Annotated in this window: 28 protein-coding genes; 10 read left to right on the top strand and 18 right to left on the bottom strand. The window is 42.9% G+C overall.

What is annotated here, in order from left to right:
* Nucleotides 1-64: 64 nt before the first annotated feature.
* Together speB and speE are read right to left on the bottom strand one after the other, a co-directional pair.
* Nucleotides 65-943: an agmatinase gene (gene speB, locus ADA55_RS11160; protein WP_048683555.1), complete on the bottom strand. Its 879-nt coding sequence runs from the start codon at nt 941-943 to the stop codon at nt 65-67.
* A 14-nt stretch (nt 944-957) separates the two neighbouring features.
* Nucleotides 958-1,785: a spermidine synthase gene (speE, locus tag ADA55_RS11165; RefSeq protein ID WP_034315891.1), complete on the bottom strand. Its 828-nt coding sequence runs from the start codon at nt 1,783-1,785 to the stop codon at nt 958-960.
* A 207-nt stretch (nt 1,786-1,992) separates the two neighbouring features.
* Between speE and ADA55_RS11170 the strand changes: the two genes are divergently transcribed.
* Complete coding sequence (locus tag ADA55_RS11170; protein ID WP_048683558.1) at nt 1,993-4,062, top strand: transglycosylase domain-containing protein; 2,070 nt, start codon at nt 1,993-1,995, stop codon at nt 4,060-4,062.
* A 150-nt stretch (nt 4,063-4,212) separates the two neighbouring features.
* Here the strand turns inward: ADA55_RS11170 and ADA55_RS11175 are convergent, their stop codons facing one another.
* On the bottom strand, nt 4,213-4,722 hold the full coding sequence (locus ADA55_RS11175) for a YwhD family protein (protein ID WP_048683561.1): 510 nt from the start codon (nt 4,720-4,722) through the stop codon (nt 4,213-4,215).
* A gap of 39 nt (nt 4,723-4,761) precedes the next feature.
* Nucleotides 4,762-5,418: a site-2 protease family protein gene (locus ADA55_RS11180; RefSeq protein WP_048683633.1), complete on the bottom strand. Its 657-nt coding sequence runs from the start codon at nt 5,416-5,418 to the stop codon at nt 4,762-4,764.
* Between the two features lie 158 nt (nt 5,419-5,576).
* Between ADA55_RS11180 and ADA55_RS11185 the strand changes: the two genes are divergently transcribed.
* The gene (locus ADA55_RS11185; RefSeq protein ID WP_048683562.1) at nt 5,577-5,762 is read left to right on the top strand and encodes a 2-hydroxymuconate tautomerase; all 186 of its coding nucleotides are present in this window, start codon (nt 5,577-5,579) and stop codon (nt 5,760-5,762) included.
* A 29-nt stretch (nt 5,763-5,791) separates the two neighbouring features.
* On the opposite strand, the gene ADA55_RS11190 is transcribed toward ADA55_RS11185, so the two are convergent.
* The 3 genes from ADA55_RS11190 to ADA55_RS11200 all read right to left on the bottom strand — a co-directional run bounded on the left by ADA55_RS11190 (nt 5,792) and on the right by ADA55_RS11200 (nt 8,099).
* The gene (locus tag ADA55_RS11190) at nt 5,792-6,301 is read right to left on the bottom strand and encodes a YwgA family protein (protein ID WP_034315899.1); all 510 of its coding nucleotides are present in this window, start codon (nt 6,299-6,301) and stop codon (nt 5,792-5,794) included.
* Nucleotides 6,302-6,333: 32 nt separating this feature from the next.
* Nucleotides 6,334-7,641, bottom strand: a complete 1,308-nt coding sequence (locus ADA55_RS11195) for an HD domain-containing protein (RefSeq protein ID WP_034315900.1) — start codon at nt 7,639-7,641, stop codon at nt 6,334-6,336.
* 236 nt (nt 7,642-7,877) lie between these two features.
* Nucleotides 7,878-8,099, bottom strand: coding sequence for a DUF1450 domain-containing protein (locus ADA55_RS11200; protein WP_048683566.1), 222 nt, complete (start codon nt 8,097-8,099; stop codon nt 7,878-7,880).
* A gap of 270 nt (nt 8,100-8,369) precedes the next feature.
* Here ADA55_RS11200 and ADA55_RS11205 point away from each other — a divergent pair, with 270 nt between their 5' ends.
* Nucleotides 8,370-9,116 (top strand): RsfA family transcriptional regulator, encoded by a 747-nt coding sequence (locus ADA55_RS11205; protein WP_048683569.1) that lies wholly within the window; start codon nt 8,370-8,372, stop codon nt 9,114-9,116.
* A 225-nt stretch (nt 9,117-9,341) separates the two neighbouring features.
* Here the strand turns inward: ADA55_RS11205 and ADA55_RS11210 are convergent, their stop codons facing one another.
* On the bottom strand, nt 9,342-10,190 hold the full coding sequence (locus ADA55_RS11210; RefSeq protein WP_048683573.1) for a lipoate--protein ligase family protein: 849 nt from the start codon (nt 10,188-10,190) through the stop codon (nt 9,342-9,344).
* 34 nt (nt 10,191-10,224) lie between these two features.
* Complete coding sequence (gene pta, locus ADA55_RS11215) at nt 10,225-11,211, bottom strand: phosphate acetyltransferase (protein ID WP_048683577.1); 987 nt, start codon at nt 11,209-11,211, stop codon at nt 10,225-10,227.
* 239 nt (nt 11,212-11,450) lie between these two features.
* Between pta and hemQ the strand changes: the two genes are divergently transcribed.
* Both hemQ and gerQ read left to right on the top strand, forming a co-directional pair.
* Complete coding sequence (gene hemQ, locus ADA55_RS11220) at nt 11,451-12,200, top strand: hydrogen peroxide-dependent heme synthase (RefSeq protein WP_048683578.1); 750 nt, start codon at nt 11,451-11,453, stop codon at nt 12,198-12,200.
* Nucleotides 12,201-12,615: 415 nt separating this feature from the next.
* Nucleotides 12,616-13,146, top strand: coding sequence for a spore coat protein GerQ (gene gerQ / locus ADA55_RS11225; RefSeq protein WP_048683581.1), 531 nt, complete (start codon nt 12,616-12,618; stop codon nt 13,144-13,146).
* Between the two features lie 324 nt (nt 13,147-13,470).
* Here gerQ and ADA55_RS11230 read toward each other — a convergent pair whose 3' ends face one another.
* From ADA55_RS11230 to ADA55_RS11245, 3 genes are all read right to left on the bottom strand, one after another.
* Nucleotides 13,471-13,839: a DUF423 domain-containing protein gene (locus ADA55_RS11230; protein ID WP_048683583.1), complete on the bottom strand. Its 369-nt coding sequence runs from the start codon at nt 13,837-13,839 to the stop codon at nt 13,471-13,473.
* Between the two features lie 23 nt (nt 13,840-13,862).
* Nucleotides 13,863-14,120, bottom strand: a complete 258-nt coding sequence (locus tag ADA55_RS11235; RefSeq protein WP_048683586.1) for a YwdI family protein — start codon at nt 14,118-14,120, stop codon at nt 13,863-13,865.
* Nucleotides 14,121-14,390: 270 nt separating this feature from the next.
* Nucleotides 14,391-15,071: a uracil-DNA glycosylase gene (locus ADA55_RS11245; protein ID WP_048683594.1), complete on the bottom strand. Its 681-nt coding sequence runs from the start codon at nt 15,069-15,071 to the stop codon at nt 14,391-14,393.
* 152 nt (nt 15,072-15,223) lie between these two features.
* Between ADA55_RS11245 and ADA55_RS11250 the strand changes: the two genes are divergently transcribed.
* Both ADA55_RS11250 and ADA55_RS11255 read left to right on the top strand, forming a co-directional pair.
* Nucleotides 15,224-16,657 (top strand): phospholipase D family protein, encoded by a 1,434-nt coding sequence (locus ADA55_RS11250; protein WP_048683597.1) that lies wholly within the window; start codon nt 15,224-15,226, stop codon nt 16,655-16,657.
* A gap of 135 nt (nt 16,658-16,792) precedes the next feature.
* A complete protein-coding gene (locus ADA55_RS11255; RefSeq protein ID WP_048683600.1) occupies nt 16,793-17,140 on the top strand; it encodes a general stress protein in 348 nt (115 codons plus the stop codon).
* 77 nt (nt 17,141-17,217) lie between these two features.
* Here the strand turns inward: ADA55_RS11255 and ADA55_RS11260 are convergent, their stop codons facing one another.
* From ADA55_RS11260 to mobA, 4 genes are read right to left on the bottom strand one after another with little or no spacing between them, the layout of a single operon-like run.
* Complete coding sequence (locus tag ADA55_RS11260; protein WP_048683603.1) at nt 17,218-18,237, bottom strand: MoeB/ThiF family adenylyltransferase; 1,020 nt, start codon at nt 18,235-18,237, stop codon at nt 17,218-17,220.
* 24 nt (nt 18,238-18,261) lie between these two features.
* Nucleotides 18,262-18,495, bottom strand: coding sequence for a molybdopterin converting factor subunit 1 (gene moaD, locus ADA55_RS11265; protein ID WP_034315925.1), 234 nt, complete (start codon nt 18,493-18,495; stop codon nt 18,262-18,264).
* On the bottom strand, nt 18,488-18,952 hold the full coding sequence (locus tag ADA55_RS11270; RefSeq protein WP_048683606.1) for a molybdenum cofactor biosynthesis protein MoaE: 465 nt from the start codon (nt 18,950-18,952) through the stop codon (nt 18,488-18,490). Before ADA55_RS11270 ends, moaD begins: the two co-directional genes overlap by 8 nt.
* Entirely contained in the window at nt 18,942-19,577 is a 636-nt protein-coding gene (mobA, locus tag ADA55_RS11275) for a molybdenum cofactor guanylyltransferase (protein WP_048683609.1), read from the bottom strand. Before mobA ends, ADA55_RS11270 begins: the two co-directional genes overlap by 11 nt.
* A gap of 370 nt (nt 19,578-19,947) precedes the next feature.
* Between mobA and pdxK the strand changes: the two genes are divergently transcribed.
* The 3 genes from pdxK (at nt 19,948) to bshB2 (ending at nt 22,015) form a co-directional block, all read left to right on the top strand.
* Entirely contained in the window at nt 19,948-20,775 is an 828-nt protein-coding gene (gene pdxK / locus ADA55_RS11280; RefSeq protein WP_176702811.1) for a pyridoxine/pyridoxal/pyridoxamine kinase, read from the top strand.
* 124 nt (nt 20,776-20,899) lie between these two features.
* Complete coding sequence (locus tag ADA55_RS11285; protein ID WP_048683611.1) at nt 20,900-21,247, top strand: YojF family protein; 348 nt, start codon at nt 20,900-20,902, stop codon at nt 21,245-21,247.
* Nucleotides 21,248-21,349: 102 nt separating this feature from the next.
* Entirely contained in the window at nt 21,350-22,015 is a 666-nt protein-coding gene (gene bshB2 / locus ADA55_RS11290; protein ID WP_048683614.1) for a bacillithiol biosynthesis deacetylase BshB2, read from the top strand.
* A 152-nt stretch (nt 22,016-22,167) separates the two neighbouring features.
* Here the strand turns inward: bshB2 and ADA55_RS11295 are convergent, their stop codons facing one another.
* Together ADA55_RS11295 and ADA55_RS11300 are read right to left on the bottom strand one after the other, a co-directional pair.
* On the bottom strand, nt 22,168-23,373 hold the full coding sequence (locus tag ADA55_RS11295; RefSeq protein ID WP_048683618.1) for an MFS transporter: 1,206 nt from the start codon (nt 23,371-23,373) through the stop codon (nt 22,168-22,170).
* Nucleotides 23,374-23,391: 18 nt separating this feature from the next.
* Nucleotides 23,392-23,811 carry a MarR family winged helix-turn-helix transcriptional regulator gene (locus ADA55_RS11300; RefSeq protein WP_048683621.1) on the bottom strand — a complete coding sequence of 140 codons (420 nt, stop codon included), beginning with the start codon at nt 23,809-23,811 and terminating at the stop codon, nt 23,392-23,394.
* Between the last annotated feature and the right edge of the window lie 441 nt (nt 23,812-24,252).

Here is a 24,252-nt window from a genome sequence, read left to right on the forward strand (position 1 = left end):
CTTATCCATGGATAAAAAAAGACCATTCCCGCTACAAAAACAGGAACAGTCATGTCTTCCATCATTAACCTTTTTGAACCCATCCTAGAATCATTTCGCGAATCAGCTTGCTCGCCGTATTCGCAGTTTGCTCGGATGGATCATAGATCGGTGCCACTTCTACTAAATCGCAGCCGACCACATTAATTTCAGACCGTGCTATCTCATGAATCGAAGCTAAAAGCTCTTTGGAAGTGATGCCTCCACAATCTACGGTGCCTGTACCCGGCGCGTGCGCAGGGTCAAGAACATCGATGTCGATCGTCACATATACAGGACGGCCAGCTAACTGCGGCAATACTTCTTTCAAAGGTTCAAGAACTTCAAATTTAGAGATGTGCATGCCATTTTCTCTTGCCCATTGGAACTCTTCCTTCAAACCTGAACGAATGCCGAAAGAGTATACATTTTTCGGGCCGATAAGTTCTGCGGATTTACGGATGATGGACGCATGGGAAAGCGGCTCTCCCTCATAATCCTCACGTAAATCTGTATGGGCATCCATATGGATGATGGCCATATCGGGATACTTTTTGAACATGGCTTTGATGACAGGCCATGTGACAAGATGTTCCCCTCCCATACCCATTGGGAACTTACCTGCATCCAACAAGCTGTCGACAAAGTTTTCAATCATATCGATACTGCGCTGCGGATTGCCGAATGGTAATGGAATATCCCCGGCATCAAAGAATTTAACTTCCTCTAATTCACGATCTAAATACGGGCTGTACTCTTCCAAACCAATCGAAACTTCACGAATCCGGGTAGGGCCGAAGCGGGAACCCGGACGGAAACTTACCGTCCAGTCCATCGGCATGCCGTATAGCACAGCTTCAGATTCCTCAAAAACAGGGTGGCTTTTAATGAATACATTGCCTGAATAGGCTTCATCGAATTTCATGGTCCATGCCTCCCTTATTTCACTAAATCTTGAACGAATTTAGGCAGAACGAATGCTGCTTTATGAAGTTCTTTTGTATAATATTTCGTTTCCATTTCATGGAAACGATCTTCAGTCACTTCTAATGGATTATATTTTTTCGATCCGATCGTGAACGCCCAAAGGCCGCTTGGATACGTCGGGATATTCGCTAAATACAGGCTCGTGATTGGGAATATCTCTTTCACATCACGTTGTACATCGCGAATTAAGTCCGCTTTAAACCAAGGGTTGTCGGATTGTGCCACAAAAATCCCGTCTTCTTTCAAAGCCTTGGAAATCCCGGCATAAAAACCTTTTGTGAATAAATTGACAGCAGGTCCGACAGGTTCAGTTGAGTCAACCATGATCACGTCATATTCATTTTCACTTTTGGCGATGTGCATGAAGCCATCCCCAACTTGTACGTCTACACGCGGATCTTCAAGCATGCCAGCAATTTCCGGCAGGTATTTCTTTGAGTATTCGATGACTTTCCCATCGATATCCACCAATGTAGCTTTTTTTACGCTTGGGTGTTTAAGGATTTCACGGATAACTCCTCCGTCCCCTCCACCTACAACCAAAACGTTTTCTGGATTAGGATGGGTAAATAAAGGAACATGGGCTACCATTTCATGGTAAACGAATTCATCGCGCTGTGAAGTCATTACCATGTCATCCAGCAATAGCATATTGCCCCACTCTTCCGTTTCAATCATATCAAGCTTTTGAAACTCAGTTTGCTCCGTATGTAAAGTACGATTCACTTTCATCGTAATACCAAAGTTCTCTGTTTGTTTTTCAGTAAACCAAATGCTCATTTATTAACGCTCCTTTTCCATTTCATATTGTCAGTCACCTTATAGGTTCCCCAAAATCGGTATAGTCATTAGCTAGAAAAATTATAGACGAATCTAGCAGAATTGCAAGATAAATTTCTTAAATGCAGTTCTTATGTTTAAAATTTTCTTTTTTTTCCATAATAGTAATAGATACTAGATTCTTACCTGATAAGAGAGGTGAAAGCAATGGAATTGATTCCAAGCGAACGATTTAAAAGGACAACTAAATATGTACGGGCCTTCATCATCCTTGCCACAATCTGGCTGACAATACTCTTTGTATTGCTTCTCTCTTTACTGATTTATGCAAAAATATTAGGTCCGCCTCCTTTGGTCGTGCCGCAGTCCACTCTCTATTACAGTGATGATGGAAATGTGATCGGTGAAACAGATAATGGCCAGAAGCGTTATTGGGCCGGAATGGAGTCGATTTCACCACAGCTCATCAAAGCGACTGTCGCCGTTGAGGACCGCCAATTTTACACTCATTATGGATTTGATATAAAGCGGATCGGCGGTGCCATCCTTGCCGATATTAAGGCAATGTCCAAGGTCCAGGGTGCAAGCACCATTACCCAGCAGTATGCCCGGAACCTGTTTCTTGGGCATGACAAAACGTGGTCGCGTAAACTTAATGAGGCCTTTTATACGATACGTTTAGAAATGAACTACTCCAAAAAGGAAATTCTAGAAGGCTATTTAAATACGATTTACTATGGCCATGGTGCATATGGAGCCCAAGCTGCAAGTCAATATTACTTTGGCAAGGATGCCAAGGATTTGACTCTTCCTGAAGCGAGCATGCTGGCCGGAATACCAAAAGGGCCGTCAAACTATTCTCCATTGGATAACTTTGAAAAAGCGAAATCAAGGCAGAAAGTTGTCCTGCAATCCATGAAAAGCAAAAACTACGTTTCAGAAAAGGATATCGCGGAAGCGCTGCGAACATCCCTTACATTAAAAGGGGAACACGGAACGGTCACCAAGAAGACCGCTCCTTATTTCCAGGATGCCGTCAAGCAGGCTTTAAAATCCCAGCTTCATTTAGATGACCGGACGATCGAGCTCGGCGGCCTTAAGGTGTATACGACACTGGACGAAACCCAACAGGATGCTGCTGAAGAGGTCCTTTCCAATACCATACCCAAGTCTTCAGGCATTCAAGCCTCGATAGTGGCAATGGATCCGGATACCGGGGAGGTCCGTGCGCTGGTCGGCGGTAAAGATTATTCCGAGTCTCCATTCAATCGGGCCACACAGGCCGTTCGCCAGCCTGGTTCAACCATGAAGCCATTGCTATACTATTCAGCGCTGGAGAATGGTTTCACACCGTCCACCACCTTGAAAAGCGAGACAACTACATTTTCTTTCGATGATGGTCACTCATCTTACACACCGCATAATTACAACCATCAATATGCGGAAGGCGAAATCACGATGGCTCAGGCCATTGCTCTTTCCGATAATATCTTCGCCGTAAAAACACATTTGTTCCTTGGGGAACAGTCATTGGTCGATACGGCGCGTCGATTCGGAATCACGGCAAAGATGGATGCGGTCCCTTCCCTGGCACTCGGTACGTCAGGTGTTAGGGCGATTGAAATGGTGAACGCATACAGCATTCTGGCTAACGGCGGCAAGAAGGTTGAACCCGTGTTTATCAAAAAGGTGGAAAATCAAAAAGGTGAAGTGATTTTTGATGAAAAGGAGAAACCGGAACAGATTCTGGATAAGGACAAGGCATTTGTCATGACCCAGATGCTTACAGGTGTTTTCGATGAAACGTTAAATGGCTATACGAAAGTGACCGGCAGCACCATCAGTTCCCGGCTGACCCGCCCATATGCCGGCAAATCAGGATCCACCCCGACGGATAGCTGGATGATCGGTTACACACCGGAGCTTGTAGCAGGAGTATGGACTGGATATGACCAAGGCAAAAAGATCGAGATCCCTGCTGAAAAAGGCTATGCAAAGAAAATCTGGGCTTCCTATATGGAAAAGGGGCTAAAAGGTAAACCAGCAAAATCATTTAAGGAAACCGAAAACGTAATCGGGGTAAACGTGAATCCCGTAAGCGGAAAATTGGCCACAAAGGATTGTCCCGTCTCAAGAATGACTTATTATGTTAAAGGAACCGAGCCTGTCGAATACTGTGCCGAGCACTTTAAGGGTGAGAATCCGAAACATGCCCCAAAAGAAGAAGAACATAAAAAGGCCCCGTGGTACAAGAAAGTCTTAAAACCTTGGGGATAACGAAAAACCCCCGAAGCCTGCAGCGGCTTCGGGGGTTTTTCTGTCCTAGTTCCACAGTGACTAAACTGCTGTCTTTAAGTTTACTGATTTTATCGCTTTCCTACAAGTGCATTTTTCACTAAACTTAACATTTCATCCATTAAACGAGATTCAAACCGTCAATGACTCCTTCAGCTGATCTGAAGAACGCTCCCACATTCCCGCATCATGGTTTTTCAGGAAGTCTGCAAGCACACGTTTTGATTTATCGTCCATGTCCTCAACGATGATTTTTCGTTTTAGCGATTTATCCAACCGGTTAACATGCTCCGGGAGCGATTTGTAACCGCGTCTAATTGACCTGTCGACCATCATTTCACATGCTGTCACACCTGCATAGTGCGGACCATTTTGAGTGGCTTCAATGGTCACCCAAACAAGCCAGTAAGGTTTGGCATTCGGGACTTCCTCTTTAGTCTTTAAAAACTTGATCCCTTTTTCCACTGCACTCCTTGCATGCATCGCACCGATATCGACCTCTGCTTCACCCGCATCCACATCGATGATGACCGGGGAAATATTATCGAGCGTCAATACCCCTGCCCCATATCCGCCATGACCTTCTGTTGGGTCGTTTTTTATAATATTGAAGCCTACCTTTTTCTTTGGTTGTTCTTCCATGTTCATATCCCCCTATCGTTTGTCATTCCTTATTATTGGTTAAAAAAACAAAAGTGAAAAAAATTGACTCAAGGTGTCTCCCACAAACTTGGTACCAGTATCCAAAACCGGTCTAATTGTATATTGACTCAGCGGTGTGATGATCAGGATCAAAAAAATAAGGGAACCATATTGTTCATACTGGGTCATTTTTGCCCGCAAGTCTGCGGAAACAAGATCCTGAACGATCCTATAACCATCGAGAGGCGGCAGCGGTAACAGATTAAATACAAATAAAAGGACATTTAAATTTATGAGTATACTTAAGAAAGGCTCGACGAAAAACGGTAAATCAGGTCCAACGCCTGCGGCAATCAATCCGTAAAAAATCAAGTACCCCAAAATTGCAACAAGCAAATTACTGAACGGACCGGCAAAAGAGACGAGCACTCCTGCCAATTTTGGATTCTTGAAATGAAAACGATTGACCGGAACAGGTCTCGCCCAACCAAATCCGGCTATTAATATCAACAGAGTTCCGATCGGATCCAAATGAGAAATCGGATTCAATGTGACTCTTCCTTCATTCTTGGCAGTCGGGTCACCGAACTTATAGGCCACATAAGCATGGGAAAATTCATGAACCGTAAATGCGATCAACAGTGACACAATGACATATGGAAGCTTTTCCAAAGGATAAACCAAAAACCGTTCTATTTGATCAATGAATTCCATCGATAGCTTCTCCCCCAATGTTTATTACCGTTAGTATACATCAAAAACTCAAGAAGTGAAAAAACTCTGACTTCCGTGTCTTGCAATTCTTTTTCCATTGTGAAACACTACAAGATAAGAGAGGAAGGGGGGGAAAAGAGATGCCATATGTAACAGTCAAAATGCTTGAAGGCCGTACAGACGAACAAAAAAGGGCTTTAGTCGAAAAGGTGACTGCAGCCGTGACGGAAACAACTGGAGCACCAGCTGAAGCCGTGACGATTTTCATTGAAGAAATGTCAAAAAATCATTTAGCAGTAGCCGGTGTCCGTAAAAGCGATCTATAAGATTTACATAATGGGGAAAAGCTAAGCCATCAATTCGGCTTAGCTTTTGTTTTTAACTGCTCAATATATTCATATGCCTCATCAATTTCTTCAAGGGTATATTTTTGTTTGCTTTTCAGCGTAAAAATTTTCTCGGTGACTTCCTCTTTTTCAAGCGTGTCGAAGTATAGCACCGTTGAAACCAGCTCCAAAAACCTGGCATTCTGTTCGTTCATATCCTGTAAGCATGCCTCAAGTGCCGGCATCTCCACTTCCTGTATGGATAGGAAATCCTGGCCGGCATCCGTTATCGAATAACAATATTGATAATAGCCTGCTTTTTTTTCCCTTACTTCATTCAAGTAGCCCATTTCGCAGAGCTCTTCAATCCGTAAGGTCAACTCCTCCGAATACGGTCCATAAAAGTGAAACTGAAACTTTTCATGAAATGGGAAGGACAGCTTCTTCGCGATATAAACGATTTTTTGTAATTTTTTCCGACCCGAGATTTCACCGGCAGTAGAAATTGCATTGATAATGTTTGCATGATCCTTAAACAAGGCTCGTCACTCCTCACCAAAAATGTACCACTTTAATCCGATAGCTCCAAAAGCTTGCGGATCTGTTTTTTAATATTTTTCTTCGTAGATTCATCACGCAATAAATCCGCTGGATAATACAACTTATGATCCGTTCTTCTTTTCCCTGAAATTGCATCGACAATTTCGGATTCACGTGATAATTCACGAATTTCGCCATTATTTTTAAGCAAGTGAATCGGAAGTCTCTCCTCTTCCTCACCTGGCCGGTAAAAATCATACGGCAGATCTGATGAGGAATCGACGACAAGATAATAATCGGGATCGATGCCTGCCTTCTTGAATAGCGTCCTTAATTCCATCAATCTGTTCATTTGACTGTTCGACGGATGGAATTCCACATATTTAAATAGTTTACGGTTAACGAAGCGAGTGCATAAATCTTTTAAAATCGCATCGTTTTCCTCTTCCCATGCTTCGAAATAATAGAGCATCACCGATTCATCCATTTTCAAATAGTCCGTTAAAGTCACTTCTCCCTTGAACAATGAATAAAAATGGTGCGGTTCTTGAGCAAACTCATAACCGGATTCATATAAATGTTTCGCCCTATGTAGGATCTTGGTAAGTATGACCTCCGCACTTCTCGTAACTGGATGGAAATAAACCTGCCAATACATTTGGTAGCGACTCATGATATAATCCTCAACCGCATGCATCCCGCTCTGCTTTATGACGGCATGTTCTTCCCTTGGCCTCATCACACGCAAAAGCCTTTCCATATCGAAATGTCCATAACTCACGCCAGTGAAATAAGCATCACGCTGTAAATAGTCCATTCTATCAGCATCGATCTGACTTGAAATCAGGCTGACTACTAATTTGCCTTTATAGGTTTTCGCGATGACTTCTGCCACTTTTTTTGGAAAATCACGTCCAACTCTAAGGAGGATCTTATTCACTTCCGTATCGCCGACGATTATCTGCTGCGTGAATTGCTCATGATCCAGATCAAACACTTTTTCAAAAGAATGAGAGAAAGGACCATGACCCAAATCATGCAGGAGGGCTGCGCACAAGGATAGTAACCGCTCCTCTGGTTTCCATTCCGGTCTGCCCTCGAAAACATCATCCACGATTCTCCGGACAATCTCGTATACTCCAAGCGAATGGCTAAGCCGACTATGTTCCGCACCATGAAAGGTTAAATAAGTCGTTCCCAGCTGTTTGATCCTACGAAGCCGCTGGAATTCCTTCGTCCCTATTAAATCCCATATAACCCGGTCACGAACATGTATATATCGGTGCACCGGATCCTTGAATACTTTTTCTTCTTGTAATTTTTCGCCGGAATATCCCATGAACTACCCTCTTTTTCATAATCTCGATGCACTCATTATAGCGTGTTTTGACAAAAAACCCTAACTTCCACCTTGCTAGTAAGAGGGGGCATTTTGTAAGAAAGCGGAAGTTTCAGTCTGGTTTTGTCTCGAAAATAAGGAAATAAAAAATCACCGCAGTGTGTCGAATCTGGGTGATGATTACTGGTTCCATATATCATTAAGAAATAATCCACTCTACCTATATATCATGGATCCTACTTTAGTTTTTTATTGATTTTATCTAGTAACTCGTCTTCTGTCGGTGCAGCAACCGGACGGTTATTGACAAAGGCAAAAGACTTCTTTCTGCCAGGACCGCAGTAGGATTGGCAGCCCACTTCAATTTTCGCGTCGGGATCAAGCTTTTCAAGACGCGGGATCAAAGTTTTTATGTTTACCGCCAAGCAGTCATCGCACACTCTGAATTCATTGGACATCCTCCGGTCACCATCCTTTCCATGACAAACTGTATTTCATCCATTTATATGACTAAAGGGTATTTTACCGTTTCTACTTATGAATATCAAGAGGGCTGAATGATGTGAAAAATGATGTAATTAATCAAAAAACTAGTATCCTTTTAACCTTTTTGTATAAAAAATCCATATTTTGTCCAAAATGCTAGTAGAACACTCCATAAATCACTGCCACACGATATTTTATATAGTTATTTATTTTAAAAGTTACCAGAAAGGGAGTATGTAGAAATGAAGGTTCGTCAAGACGCCTGGACAGAAGAAGATGATTTGCTTTTGGCAGAAACGGTATTGCGCCATGTGCGGGAAGGCAGCACTCAGCTTAATGCTTTTGAAGAGGTAGGAGATAAGTTGAATCGCACCTCTGCAGCATGCGGATTCCGCTGGAATGCAGTCGTCCGCCATAATTATGATAAAGCGCTATCCCTTGCCAAGAAACAGCGTAAGCAGCGGCAAAGGATCCTTGGAAAAGATCAAGGAGGAAAAAAACGGCTTCTTTATACACCGCCGTCCCCAACGATTTCCGACATAATGGTTCCCCATGTACAAGAAGAGGAACTAGAGTTGAAATCCGAAGTCGATACTACCAATTATGAAGCAGCAGAGGAATTCGTTGTGGCAGAATCCCTCGCTCCTAAGGCACAGCACACACCAGTTACTTTGGAAACGGCCATGAGCCTTGATGCCGTCATCGCCTATTTGGAATCCATGAACGGCCGCATGCTTCAAGCCGAAGTATTAAAAACCGAAAATGAAAGATTGAAGCTTGAAATTAAAGGGCTGAAAAAGCGAAACGAAGATTTGGAGAATAAAATCAGCCACCTAGAACAAAACAGCGGGTTGATGCAGGAAGATTATGAAACTTTGATGAATATCATGAATCGAGCAAGAAAGCTGGTCTTGTTAGAGGAAGAGGAACGTCCGGCAACTAAGTTCAAGATGGACCGGAATGGCAATTTGGAAAAAATGGCCGAGTAATAAGATAATGTGGGGTTCTGTTATATAGATCAACCACATGCCAGAGGCCGTTTCACCCCTATTTATCCGAAAAAGGGAGCCAACAAGGCTCTTTTTTTCATTGTTTCAAGAAAGAAGGAATACTATCTCCGCCTATCATACAGTCCTTTTACAGTTTCAGTGAATGCTAAAGTCGTATTAAATGAAAGAAGCCATTCCTGACTTAATGGAACGACCTCTTTCATATCAATCCTTTAATGCATCGAATACTTTATCATTGCGTTCGACCACTCTCGTCAAGTACGCCTCATACAGCGGCCATTCCTCAGCGGAAAGTGTGTCAGAGAATATCTTTTCGCTATGTTCCTTCAATACTTGAAGGAATCTGAGCATCACGTCTTGAACACTCAATTGCACACCCAACAATTCGGTTAGGGACGCCATTACCGAAGGGACGATATCAGGATAAGCGAATTTGGTTTCTGCATTTCCTTTAGCTGCATCATAAAAACCCTTCACGAGACTGGCACGTTCAGACCCGCTTCCATTAACACACAAATAGATTTGCACCGCTACGCCATTGCGGATCCTGCGTTGGGATATACCCGCAAACTTTTGCCCATTTATACTTAAATCATAACTGCCAGGACAATAGGAACCGACGATTTCCCGCGCCTCCAGCTTGACTGGGAAATCGGAAAACATCAATTGGACAAGCTTCCACATCGCATCATATCCACGATTGATTTCAATTTTCTGCTCGTTTTCAGGAAAAATGAGCGAAAAATTAAGGACCCCCTCATCCAGGACGACTGCCAGCCCTCCCGAATTCCTCACGATGGCCCGGAAACCATGTTCTTCCAAATGGTCCAAACCCTTTTTAAGAAAAGGCAACTTCGTATCCTGTATACCCATGACGATGGTTCGGTGGTGTACCCACGCCCTGGCTACGGCCGCTGATTTACCTGACCCAACGGAAGCGCAAAATGTATCATCCATCGCAAAGGACTCCAGAGCAGGAAACTGAGGTCCAACGGAAGATTGATCAATAACCCTCCACTCTTGCTGCATTAATAATGAATCTGTCTCACCCATACGAATCTCCCTCTACATTTAATCCTCAAGCTGCCTATTGATACTGCGCCACAAACCCCTGTGCCGCTGTAATGACAGCCAGTTTATACACATCCTCTTCACTGCATCCCCTCGAAAGGTCATTCACCGGACGATTCAGCCCCTGAAGGATCGGACCGACCGCTTCGAAGCCACCCAAGCGCTGGACCATCTTATAGCTAATGTTCCCTGCTTCGAGACTTGGGAAAATAAAAACATTCGCATCCCCCTGAATAAGGGAATCCGGTGCTTTTTTCCTTGCCACAGAAGGAACGAAGGCCGCGTCAAACTGAAATTCCCCATCAAGAATGACTTCAGGGTCCATTTCTTTTGCCAAATCGACCGCATCAACCACTTTTAAGGTCTCGGGGGATGTTGCCGATCCCTTTGTCGAAAAGCTCAGCATCGCCACACGCGGTTCGATATCGAACATTAATGCAGTCTTCGCACTTTCTATAGCAATTTCAGCCAGGTCCTGGGAACTGGGGTTTATATTGATTGCACAATCCGCGAATACATATTTCTCTTCCTCCCGGACCATGATGAACACTCCCGAGGTTTTTTGGACGCCCGGCTTTGTTTTAATGATCTTTAAGGCTGGACGAACCGTATCGGCAGTCGAATGCGTTGCGCCACTAACCATTCCATGTGCCAGTTTCATATGGACGAGCATGGTTCCAAAATAGTTCTCATCCGTTAAGATTTCACGTGCTTGCAGATCGGTCGCTTTACCATCACGGACCTTCACGAACGCTTCAACCATTTCATCCATCATGATATAATTCTTCGGGTCATATATTTCGATTGCATCAAGGGAGATCTTTAAGTCTTTTGCCTTCTCTTGTATCAATCCGATATCCCCGATCAATACCGGTGTCACCAGTTTAGCTTGGGCAAGCCTGCCTGCAGCTCCCAAAATCCGTTCATCCAACCCTTCCGGAAAAACGATCTTTAAATTATGCCCCATAATTTTCGATTCCAATATTTCAAATAAATCACTCATTGGCTCTTCCTCCTCTTTAGATACGTTTCCCCCATTTTTTCTATATTTAACCATCCGGTAAAATCCATTGTCGTCTTCTTTTAAGAATACTCCAGCAGCCAGGTAAATTCCAGCCATCCGCAAATTTGAAAATTTCAGAAACACCGAAAAACAGTGATGGTGTTTGCGGGTTGATATAAATTTCCTTATACTGAAACTATGCTATATTAAAGTTATAATAAGACTTAGGAGTGATTGTAATGAGTGAAGCAGCACAAACATTGGACGGCTGGTATTGTTTACATGATTTCCGCCTGATCGACTGGGCTTCTTGGAAAACGTTATCAAGTGACGAACGCCAATTGGCCATCTCGGAATTCCAAGGTTTACTGGATAAATGGAATATGACACAAAGCGACAATGAAGGCAGCCATGCCCTATATTCCATCGTTGGTCAGAAAGCGGACTTCATGCTTATGTTTGCCCGCCCAACCATGGAAGAATTGAATGCAATCGAAAATGAATTCAACAAAACGAAGCTTGCCGAATATACAATTCCCGCTTATTCATACGTTTCCGTCGTGGAATTAAGCAATTACTTAGCTAGCGGAGATGGTGAGGACCCATACCAGAACCCTCATGTTCGTTCCAGACTGTATCCAATACTGCCAAAAGCGAAACATGTATGCTTCTACCCTATGGACAAGCGTCGTGATGGCGATGATAACTGGTATATGCTTTCCATGGAAGAGCGCAAAGGCTTAATGCGTTCCCACGGCTTGATTGGCCGCAGTTATGCCGGTAAAGTAAAACAAATCATTTCGGGTTCTGTCGGATTTGACGATTATGAATGGGGCGTGACTCTATTCGCAGATGATGTCCTTCAGTTCAAAAAATTAATCTATGAAATGCGTTTTGATGAAGTGAGTGCACGTTACGCTGCATTTGGTTCTTTCTTTGTGGGAAATATCCTGCCTGAAGAAAATGTATCTTCATTCCTATACGTTTAAGACGAATGGCTTCCGGTTTCCGGAAGCTTTTTTTGCGTCCGCTCCTTTTTATTTTTCCCCGGCTGAGGAATAAATCCAATCCACATCCCATACATTTTCAATAGTGATGAATTTATTTTTTCACAGTCCCATTCAGCTTCAGGAAAATTGATCAAGGCAATTCCTGACTCCAGCGAGGTGAAGGAACGTTACTTCTATTCATTAGCCGGCAAGAGGATATGGCTTATATCATGAACGGCAGCAGCCGTTATGCATCGCTTAACATTCATTGTGGTTTTTTAAGCCACCCGGGGATTGTCCAGAACATACACAATACTACCGGTCGCTATAAATCGCACTGTTTCTCCCAGTCCACACTCTCGGATTGTCCAAATTCCACAGTATCAACTAAACCTTGAATTCAGGAGGGAATGCAATGTCACAAAATAATCCTTATGGTAATTACCCGTACGGAGGAAGCCCCTATTATCCCTATGAGAATAACGAGCCTGAACTAAGGCAGCAGAATCCTAACCCGCAGCAAGGATACCAACAGCAAGGTTACCCGCAGCAAGGATACCAACAGCCATCATACCAGCCACAACAGCCCACTATGGCAGGCACGCCACAACAAATGCCGGTGACGATGGGTCAACCCCCTTCCGGACCACAGATACCTGGGATGCTTCCGGTCGAAGCGTCGTATATCGAGAACATCTTGCGTTTGAATAAAGGGAAGTTAGCCACTGTTTATACCACGTTTGAAAACAACCAGGAATGGAATGCCATGATCTTCAAAGGAATCATCGAGGCTGCAGGACGCGATCATCTAATCATAAGCGATCCTCAAACGGGAAAACGATACTTAATCCCGATGGTATACTTAGATTATATAACGTTTGATGAAGAAATCGAATATGACTATCCATTTGGAGGCGCTGGGCTTACCACCTATTCGCCAAGGTAAAAAATCCAATAAAGAAAAGAGCCTCAGAATCCATTTGATTTTGAGGCTCTTCTTATATTGGGATGACTTTTCTCCAAAAAAAGCTGACCTAAAAAGATCAGCTCAGTTTGTAGACAAAAGAGGTTCGGAAAACATTCCACCATCAACTCATCAGGTAGGGTTTCTATCTATATGTAACAACAAAGTTGATTGGAGAAAAAGGTGCGGGCCCGCCTCTGGATAAGCAAGTGCCTACAGCGGTAATGTACGTCCAAATTGTACAATCCATAAAAAAACTGCAGGCAAACTCGATTTCTTCGAATTTGTCTACAGCCTCAGCTGACCTTACAAGTATTTATACGCAGCAATGATCATTAAGACCCAAGCAACCAAGAAAGAAACTCCGCCAAGCGGTGTGATGGCACCAAGGACTTTGATTTGGGTAACGCTTAGAATGAATAGGCTTCCGGAAAACAGGATAATTCCTATTAGCATAAGCCAGCCGGACCAGTTGATCAGCGGACTGGAAATTTTCCCAGCCAATAAACCGAGTACCAATAAACCCACCGCGTGGAACATTTGATATTGAACAGCGGTTTGCCAAGTTTCCAAATATTTATCAGGAATTTTTCCTTCCAGTCCGTGGGCACCGAATGCACCAAGTGCCACAGCAATAAACCCATTCAATGCACCTAAAATGATGAATAGTTTCAATTATTTCGCTCCCCTTCCCTAATTTAAAAATCGAACAAGGACTCCCCATTGGCCTCATCCATTTTAACCGGTTCTACATTCGGTGTAGCCGACATGACGGGCTGGGTCAATGTGATTGGCTTCTGTATGCTGATGTTCGAAGCTTTTTCATCAACCATCACTTCACAAAGGGATTTTATGGCCATTACATACCCTTGCACCTTATCCTCTGAATTTACCTGTTTCGCTTTTAAAACAAGCTCTTCGATTTTATCTAACATTTGTCTTGATGAAATTTCCAAATTTACCACCTCGTCTATATACAGGTCAAAACTATCATAACTAGCATAGCAAAAATCAGAGAAGAAAACACCTTGCATATTTCCTACCTTTTAATTGGCTTGGCTTGAAATTTCAAGCATGGCTCCCCTGAAGAATGAAAGACATCAAGAGAAGGCTGGTTTGATGTTTTGAATTGAAAAGCACGGCAGCCTTTTGGAAAACTGAGATCCCAAGTTATATAGAAATGACGGCACGCCATACAATTCACCCGTTTCGTTTTCTTGCTGATATCATCGGTTTGGGATTTTCCAATCAATTGGAGATTCCCCCATTTCCATCAGCAATTGATTTGTTTTGGAAAATGGTTTGGTGCCAAAGAAACCACGGGACGCCGACAGCGGACTTGGATGTACGGACTTAATGATTTTATGGCGGGCTTCATCAATCAAAGGGATTTTGGTTTGAGCGGGTTTCCCCCACAGGATGAATACAACCGGTTTCGAACGCTCATTCATTAGGCGAATAACTTGATTCGTAAAGATTTCCCATCCTTTTCCGCGGTGTGAGTGCGCCTCTCCCTCACGGACAGTCAAGACGGTATTCAATAGAAGCACTCCCTGTTTTGCCCATTCGACCAGGTAACCATTATCCGGAACCTCATAGCCAAGATCGGTGTGTAACTCTTTAAAGATATTTCTTAAAGAGGGCGGGATGCGAACCTCCGGCTTGACTGAAAAACTAAGGCCATGCGCCTGACCCTGGCCATGGTAAGGGTCCTGTCCAAGGATGACAACCTTTACATCTTCAAAAGGAGTATAATGAAGCGCGTTGAAAATATCGTCCTGATCCGGATGAATGACTTGCTGACTGTACTCTTGCTTTATAAATCCCCATAGCTCCTGGTAATATTCTTTTTTGAATTCCTCTTTCAATAGAGGCCACCAATCATTTGTTAAAAACTGCTTTTCCATTTGCCACAGCCCCTCTCCGCTTTTTGAAACTATATTATATCAAACTTCATCGCCTTGCCTTTTTCCATAGATTACGATTTATGTTTCTATATACCCCAAAACGGGGAAAATAGAAAGTTAGCAAGCAATTTAACCATGTTGGAGGCTTTCCTATGAAAAAGTGGTACAAAAGAAAACGATTTTATCTGCTTGTCAGCATTTTGATCGTCATTGCAATCGTCATTGCCTATAACAGCTACAAGCCACTTCCCGATGGCATTTCTTATGAAGGGAAGGTTCATCATGTCGAGGATATCGATTTCATCTATGACCTTTCCTATCACGATGAACAAGGGAATCTGCAACATGAACAGCGAATTTTCCAAACCATAAATCAAGCCATAGAAGAGGCTGATTCTTATATCGTAATCGATATGTTTTTGTTTAATGCTTTTTATGATGAAAAGATAAACTTCCCGAAGTTAACCGAGACGCTGAAGGATAATCTGGTTGAACAGAAGAAAAAGAAACCTGACCTCCAGATTATATTCATTACTGATGAAGTGAATACTTCCTATAATGCCTACCAGTTAGAGGCATTGGAAACGATGAAGAAAAATGGAATTGATGTCATTGTTACCAACTTAGACCGCCTCCGGGATCCGAATCCTCTCTATTCAGGTGTGTATCGGACCTTTTTCCAATGGTTCGGTGAAAGCGGGAAAGGCTGGATTGTCAATCCAATGGCTAAAAGCGCACCAAAGGTCACCTTGCGTTCTTATCTTAGACTGATGAATATCAAAGCCAATCACAGAAAAGTGGTCGCGACTGAAAAAACGGCCATCATCTCATCTGCCAATCCTCATGACGCAAGTGGCTTCCATTCCAATATTGCCTTCCAGATGGACGGGAATATCATCGGCGATTTCGTTAAAGCCGAAGAAGCCGCTTCGAAATTCTCGGGAGGTCCAAAGTCATTTCCTGAGTTCAAGGAGAAATCAGCAGATAAAGGGCAGATATCGGTACAACTGCTAACGGAAGGAAAAATCAATAAACATGTCCTAAAGGCAATTAAGGATGCTGAAAATGGTGACAAGATCCATCTTGCCATGTTCTACATTGCCGATCGCGAGGTTGTCGAGGCATTAACGGATGCAGCTAAACGGGGTGTGAAGATTGAAATGATATTGGATCCGAATCAAAACGCATTCGGAAGTGAAAAAATCGGGCTGCCCAATCTTCCGGTTGCCGCCGAATTCGAAAAACTGGGGGATGAAAACATCTCGATCCGCTGGTATAAAACAGATAAAGAACAGTTCCATACAAAATTGATGATGATCCAAAAGGCTGATGAAACGGTCATTCTTGGAGGATCGGCTAATTATACTTCACGAAATCTAGATGACTATAACCTTGAAGCGAATGTTGAAATCCATGCTCCAAATGATGCGGACGTTTCCAAGGATGTCGACAGCTATTTCCATAGACTCTGGACAAATCAAAACGGAACATACACGGTGGATTACAGTGAATACCAAAAGAAATTGCCTGTCTTCAAATACTTGACCTACCGCATACAGAAGGTATTCCGCTTCACCACTTACTAAATATTCTTTGAGATAAATGTTTAACAGGGCCCAAATGAGGTTATATACTACTATAGCCAATCAGAAACTGTAATAAGCAAGATTCGATTTACCTATTTCCAAGAGAACCTTAATGAAATTCAAGGAGGAGTTTATATGTATCAAGTACATGTAGTAGAAAACGGTTTACAAGCAAAGGAAAAAATCGATGAATTAGTTATATCAGGTTATACGAAAGATGATGTATATTTGTTTGCCCATGATAAAACCCGTTCTAAACACCTTACCGAGAATACAAATACAGAAGGTGTAGGCATGAAGGAACAAGGTTTCCTTGATACCGTCGGAAATCTCTTTAAATCTCGCGGAGATGAACTTCGTAATCGAATGAGCAACCTTGGCCTTAGTGATATGGAGGCAGAACGTTACGAGGAAGTTCTTGACGAAGGAAAAGTAGTCATCGTTGCTTCCAAACAAGATAATAAAGACGGGGTCACACACTAAAACCCATACCCCATTACCCTATATGGATTCATAAAAAACGAGGCCCCAAAACTTGGGGCCTCGTTTTTTTATGATCATTATCCCAGGATGCTTTGGTACGCGGCCTTTGCATGGACCATATCCTTCGTACCGTGGATCAACGCCCGGCCATCCTTGAAAATGACGATACGTTCCCCAGCTTTTTCACAGGAGAGAAGAAATGGATTGAATTTCACCAAATAACCGCTGCCGTCCAGATCTTTGGCTAATTTTTCGAGTTGCAGTTCCAGAGGTTTTGGCGGTCTTACCTGTACAGTGTCCCTCCCGCAAAGAACAGCCGTTTTCGTTGCATTTTCCATTGTTAAAAAGGGGTATGTCCTCTGCTCTCCGCATGAGAGACAATCTTTCTTTTTCGCTTTTGTCAATTTAACGGTTTGGTATTGATTTCTCCACAGATCAAAAGAAACAAGTGCAGGCCGCACCGATTCCCAATCTTCAACAAGGATTTTCAAAGCCTCGGCAGTTTGGTGTGCCACGACCATCGTAACAGCTGGTGATATGATCCCTCCTGTGTCACAGGTCATTCCTTGTATCGGGATCGCTTTAAGCAAACAGTGCAAACATGGAGTCTGCCCGGGAAGGATCGTCAAAGTCATGCCCACGCTCCCCACACATGCCCCATAAATCCACGGTATATGAAGCTTTTGTGATAAATCATTAATAATCATCCGTGTCTCAAAATTGTCGGTTGCATCCAATATCAAATCAACATCACCAAGCAGCTGTTCGAGATTCTGGGCAGTTGCGTCCATGATGATGGCATTCACTTCAACTTCATGGTTGATATCCAATAAATGACGCTTTGCCGCCTCTGCTTTTGGCAGTTTCTCCTCGACATCCCGTTCCGTATACATTTGTTGGCGCTGTAAATTACTGGTCTCGACATAATCCCTGTCGACAATGGTAAGCTTCCCTACTCCTGCACGAGTAAGGGCCTCGGCATTAGCAGATCCCAAAGCCCCTGCACCAAGAAGCAAGACATGCTTCTTCATAATTTTCAATTGGCCCCCTTCACCAACGGGGGCGAATAAAGTCTGCCTTGAATATCGCTCTTTCACCGTGATCCCTCCCTTCCGGACGCTTCACCCTCCACTTACTGGCGGAATGAAAGCAACTGTATCTCCATCAGATAAAATCGTGTCATCATCGGCAAATTCCTCATTGACCGCTGTCATCACGGTTTCAAGACCTTCCAATTGAAAATCCACCTTCATCTTTCCTTTTAGCTGGGCAACACTCATTCCATTTCCTTCTATTGAAACAGTCTCTTTGCCTAGCTCATCTTTCAATTGGGCAAATAAAAGTACATTAATCATCAATATCCCCCTCTTCCGGTTTCCCTGATGGATATGGAACGGTTTCCAACTGGTTTCCTACCCATGTCTCCCCATCTTCCCAGTGTTCTTTTTTCCAAATCGGGACGATTTCTTTAATTCTTTCGATCGCATACCTGTTCGCCTCATATGCATCATTTCGGTGGGGCGTACTAACGGCAATAACCACTGCGATATCCGTGATTTCAAGTTTACCTACACGATGGGTGATCGCCGTTTCTGCATCAGGCCAACGCTCCTTGATCTCAGATCCGATTTGCTCCAATTTCTTGATGGCCATCGGTTCATACGCTTCGTATACTAAGAAGAGAGTCTTTTTTCCTTTCGTCATTTCCCTCACCGTACCAATAAAGGTCGTGACGGCACCTGCATTTCGACTGACTACTTTATCAATCACTTCCTGGATGACAATCGGCTCTTTTGAAATATTATAATTCATGTCTACCATCCTTTATATATAATTCAGTTTGATCAATATAATCTGCCTCTTGATAATCTTCCCTCGTATTCATATTGAAAAAAAGGTAGTGAAAATGTTCAGGATTCTCGCGATATAACGTAAAGTCGGTTTCTTTCATGACTTTCACCGAGATTTTTTCCAAGAATAGACTCATTTTTAATTCATGTTTTAATAAACACTCCGTCAGTACAGGAAGACACCTTTTATGGTAAACAGCAAAAAGCGGCTGGAGCCTGCCATTTATTTCTGGAATGACAGCATCGAATCCAGGTTCATAATGGGCAATGATATCCTTTATGGCATCTGCACTCACAAACGGCATATCGCACGCTACAAGGAACTGAAGCTCCGTTTTCGATGAGGTCAGCCCTGCATGCAATCCGCCAAGAGGTCCTTGATCTTTATGTAAATCCGGAATGAGCGGAAGTTGCAGAAAATGATATTCTTCAAATGTATTCGTAATGACCATAATGTTTTCTGACACCTTTTTCAATTCGGATGCCACTCTTGAAATGTTCACAACGCCGCCTACGGTCAAAAGTGCCTTATTCACTCCCATACGGCTTGATTTCCCGCCAGCTAAAAGCAACATGGTCCATTCCATAGAAATCAACCTCCCTTTTTTGGGTTTAATCCAGCATCGAACGGAAAAGCTATACTAATGTGTCTCCACTATATTTAAATATTTTAAATCAACTTTGAAAATAATGACACTTTCACAACCTTTGCTTTGTCCATCAAAAGATGGAAGTAGGGTCCAAAGCTAAAAGTGCATGCTGCACATCCATCCAATTTCTTTAATTACAGGTTCGAAAAATGACTTATGCGAGGCGATTGCCCTTCCTTCGAAAAGACACTCATATTAGGCTGAAAACTAAGTTTTACATAAAAGAAATTTTGGTATATTCTAAAAATAGGATATTAACTGGTATGCTGATAATATCGATATCTAATTCTCCTGAGGAGGTCACATAATGACTATGAAAAGAGCTATGACAGTTGCCGGATCTGATTCGAGCGGCGGCGCGGGTCTTCAAGCAGATTTAAAGACATTCCAAGAATTCGGCGTTTACGGTATGTCCGCTTTAACGACAATCGTAACGATGGATCCGAAGAATGGCTGGGCCCATAACGTATTCCCTACACCGGTCGAAGTCCTGGAAGCCCAAATCGAAACGATTCTATCAATCGGCATTGATGCCATGAAAACGGGAATGCTTGGATCAGTGGAAATCATTGAACTTGTTGCCCGTAAAATAGATGAGTTGAAGCTGGACAAAGTCGTAATCGATCCAGTTATGGTATGTAAAGGTGAAGATGAAGTATTGCACCCTGAAACGGCTGTAGCTCTGCGCGAACTGCTTGTTCCACGTGCAACTGTAGTCACGCCTAACCTGTTCGAGGCCGCTCAGTTAGCGGGAACTGCTCCTATCAAGACGATTGATGATATGAGGGCTGCAGCTGAAAAGATTCATGCACTTGGTGCAAAATATGTCTTGATCAAAGGCGGTAATAAGCTGGATCATGATAAAGCCATCGACCTTTTATATGATGGAACTGAATTTGAAATCCTTGAATCGGAAAAAATCGAAACGACCAATACACATGGTGCCGGCTGTTCATCTTCAGCAGCCATTGCAGCTCAATTGGCTGAAGGGAAAAGCCCGCGTGAGGCTATCCTCATTGCTAAAGACTTCATCACCGAGGCAGTTCGCCATTCTTGGAAGATGAATGACTATGTCGGACCTGTCAATCATGGTGCATACCATAAATATGGAATCGCTGAAAAAACACAAAAATAAAACATCAAGTTTAATGGCCGCTCAAATTCATCGAGCGGCCTTTTTCGCTTTTTTTGTTTTTATTTAGTAAAATAGAAAGAAGGAAAAGCTTATCTAGCCGCCCAGTTAAGGAGGAAATTATCGAATGAAACCAATAGACCGTACAGAGGTGCAAAATGCCATTGATTCTTTCGCCGGACAAGATGTATATCTTCACCTTGAAACGACAAATGGCGCCTATGCCACTCATGTAGATGAAGCTTTCTTCTCGGCAGGTGCTTATATTCGTAACGCATTTATACAGTATGAACATGGCAAGATAGTTGGGGATGGACCCTATCGCGTCGGCTTGAAGCTCAATATTGGCTGGGTATATGCAGAAGGCGTTAACCACTTCGAAATGGATGAACAGGGGAGATTGCTATTGGCAGGCCTTGATTTTTCCGGAAAGCTTGCTGTCTCCATGCAGCTCAGTCCCACTCCCTTTGAATGATGACAACTTGCTTCATATATATATCATATGATGATTCCGATGAAAACTCCCATTCACCGATAAACATACTTACTGTAAGTAGAACGGAAGGAGAAATATACCTTGGAAAAAGAACGCCATGTATTAGTTATATTCCCACACCCAGATGATGAAGCCTTCTCGGTCTCCGGAACGCTTGCCCTTCATAGAGAAGCGGGCACTCCTGTCACCTATTTATGCTTAACTTTAGGAGAAATGGGACGTAATTTAGGAAACCCTCCATTCGCAACAAGGGAATCGCTTCCCAAAATTCGGAAAAAGGAATTAATCGATGCAGCAAATGCGATTGGCATCCAAGATTTACGCATGCTTGGATTGCGTGATAAGACAATTGAATTCGAAGATGATGAAAAGCTGACTTCATTATTTACCGATGCCATCAATGAATTGAATCCTTCATTGATCATTACGTTTTACCCAGGATACAGTGTCCATCCGGACCATGAAGCGACAGCACGGGCTGTAGTTCGGGCCGTGGAAAGAATGGAAGATAAAGAGAGACCTAAACTTCATTGTGTCGCCTTCTCGAATAACTGCATTGACGAATTGGGGCAGCCCGACATCGTCCATGATATCACTGCCGTCGAAGAAAAAAAGGTAGCCACATTCACTGCCCACCGTTCGCAAACGGAAGCAATGGTTATCGATTGGAAAGAGAAATTCGAAAATCAGGATGCAGATTTCCTAGACTGGATCCGCAAAGAAAGATTATGGACCTATAAATTTTAAGGAAACCGCCAATAAGGCGGTTTTCTTTGTTGTTTAGGCATAAAAAAAACGCCTGTGGATTACAGGCGGTGAAAAGGGGGATACTTTGGAAAATCAATCATAATATAAGCATCCCCAAAATTCTTCTTTTTATACAATCCTATTGAAAAAATTTAGGCAGACAAGCGTTCCTCATGCTGCATTTTCACTCTTGCCGAGGCTTTTTTTCCATGTGCAAAGTAATAAATGCCAATAAGTACGAATGCAAAAACCGACATTCCTATGAATAACCCTTTGAACCCTGTAAATGGAATAAGGAATCCCAATAGGAATGGGCCAACACCAATACCGAAGTCATACATTGTAAAAAACGTGGATGTGGCTAATCCCATTCGATTTGATGGGGCTTCCTTGATGGAAATCGCTTGACTGCTTGATTGGAACGTACCATACCCCACTCCGATAAAGGCGCCGGCAATCAGAAGCGTAATACCATGATGGGATTGGCTCAGGATGACCATTCCGACGGCAAATAGTAAGAGCGATGGGTAAATAACTGCATTTTCTCCCTTCACATCAAACATCCGCCCCGTAAACGGACGGGACGCCAAAAGGAAAACGGCAAAAACGACAAAGAAAAAGCTCGCCGCATCCATTAAATCCATTTCCTTTGCAAAAGACGTTAAATAGGACAAGATGCTCGAATAGGTAAATCCGGCAAACCCGATAAAAATGGAAATGGGCAGTGCCCTTTTTTCAAAATAGTCGCTGATCTTAAATCCTTTTTGTGGCGAAGCTCCGCCCTTATCCCCTTCAGGCACATTCATGAATAATGATGCAACTAAAGAAAATGCGGCAAATAAGGAGGCTGCATAGAAAATGATGGAATAACTGAAATGCTGTGTAATCAGCAAGCCAATGAACGGTCCGAATGCCATTGCCAAGTTTGTACTCATGGCAAAGTAACCTGTACCTTCACCGCGCCTTTCATTCGGAATGATATCTGCAGCAATCGTTCCAGTTGCCGTAGTGGCAAGTCCAAAAGCAAAACCGTGAATAAGCCGATCTATCAATAAGAGGGATAAACTATTCACCAGGAAATAGCCGATGGATGCGATCAGGAATAGAACCAACGAGCCAAGCAACATCTTTCTGCGGCCGATCTTGTCAATTTTTTTCCCTGCAATCGGCCTGACAAGCACAGCCCCAAGAACAAAAATACTTGAAGCAAGCCCTGCTTGTGCTTGCGAAGCATGAAAATTATCCATCGTATAAATGGTCAATGTCACCATCAGGACATAAAAAGTTAAAAATAGAAAAAAGTTCGCAGACGAAACAATCAAAAAGTCTTTCGTCCACAATTTCGGTTTGTGATTCATTTCAATCCTTCTTCCTTACTATTGTTTTAATTTTTCCTTCAGGAAAGTCAACGTTCGTAACGTTGCCTCCCGGTCTTCTTCAGCCAAACCGCTCATTAATTGAAGTTCAAATTCCTCAACTACCTTTTTGGCCTCTTGATAAGTCCTTAAACCTGACTCCGTTAACTGTATTCTCCGTTCCCGTTTATCTTTTCCTGGAACTTGTTCAATCAACTCAAGCTCTTCCAGCCGGTTTACCGTCCTGGTTACCGTCGGTTTCTCCACATCTAAATAAGTGCTTATTTCAACAAGCGTAGAACAGCCGAACTGACTCAGATAATATACAATCGACCATTGGGAATGGTAAAGATCAACCTTGGCCAATTGTTCATTTAACTTTTTCGTAAATGACCTTGAAAATTGTAAGTTATGATGAAAAAAACCATTTTGAAAGGACAAAGGTATTCCTCCTGTAAAGTAGTTACCTAGGTAACTATACACCTATTCATTAAAAATGTCTAGCCCTCAGGAAGAACGAAAACAATCGTAGGGACACTGTATCCTCAGCTTCTCCACCACTTCCGAGACAAAAAAATCCCTTTTCAAGAGATTCACGATTTTACTCGTGAGTTTCATGCTTTTACTCTTTGGGCGTTACTCGTGAATTTCACGCTTTTACTCGTGAATTTAGGCGTTACCCGTGAGTTTCACACTTTTACTCGTCAATTTCATGCTTTTACTCGTGATTTTCATGCTTTTACTCGTGATTTTGGGCGTTACTCGTGAATTTCATGCTTTTACTCGTGAGTTTCACACCTTTACTCGTGAATTCCATGCTTTTACTCGTGAGTTTGGGCGTTACTCGTCAATTTCGCGCTTTTACTCGTGAATTTCACGCTT

The organism is Bacillus sp. 220_BSPC (assembly GCF_001054655.1).
GTDB lineage: Bacteria > Bacillota > Bacilli > Bacillales > DSM-1321 > Peribacillus > Peribacillus frigoritolerans.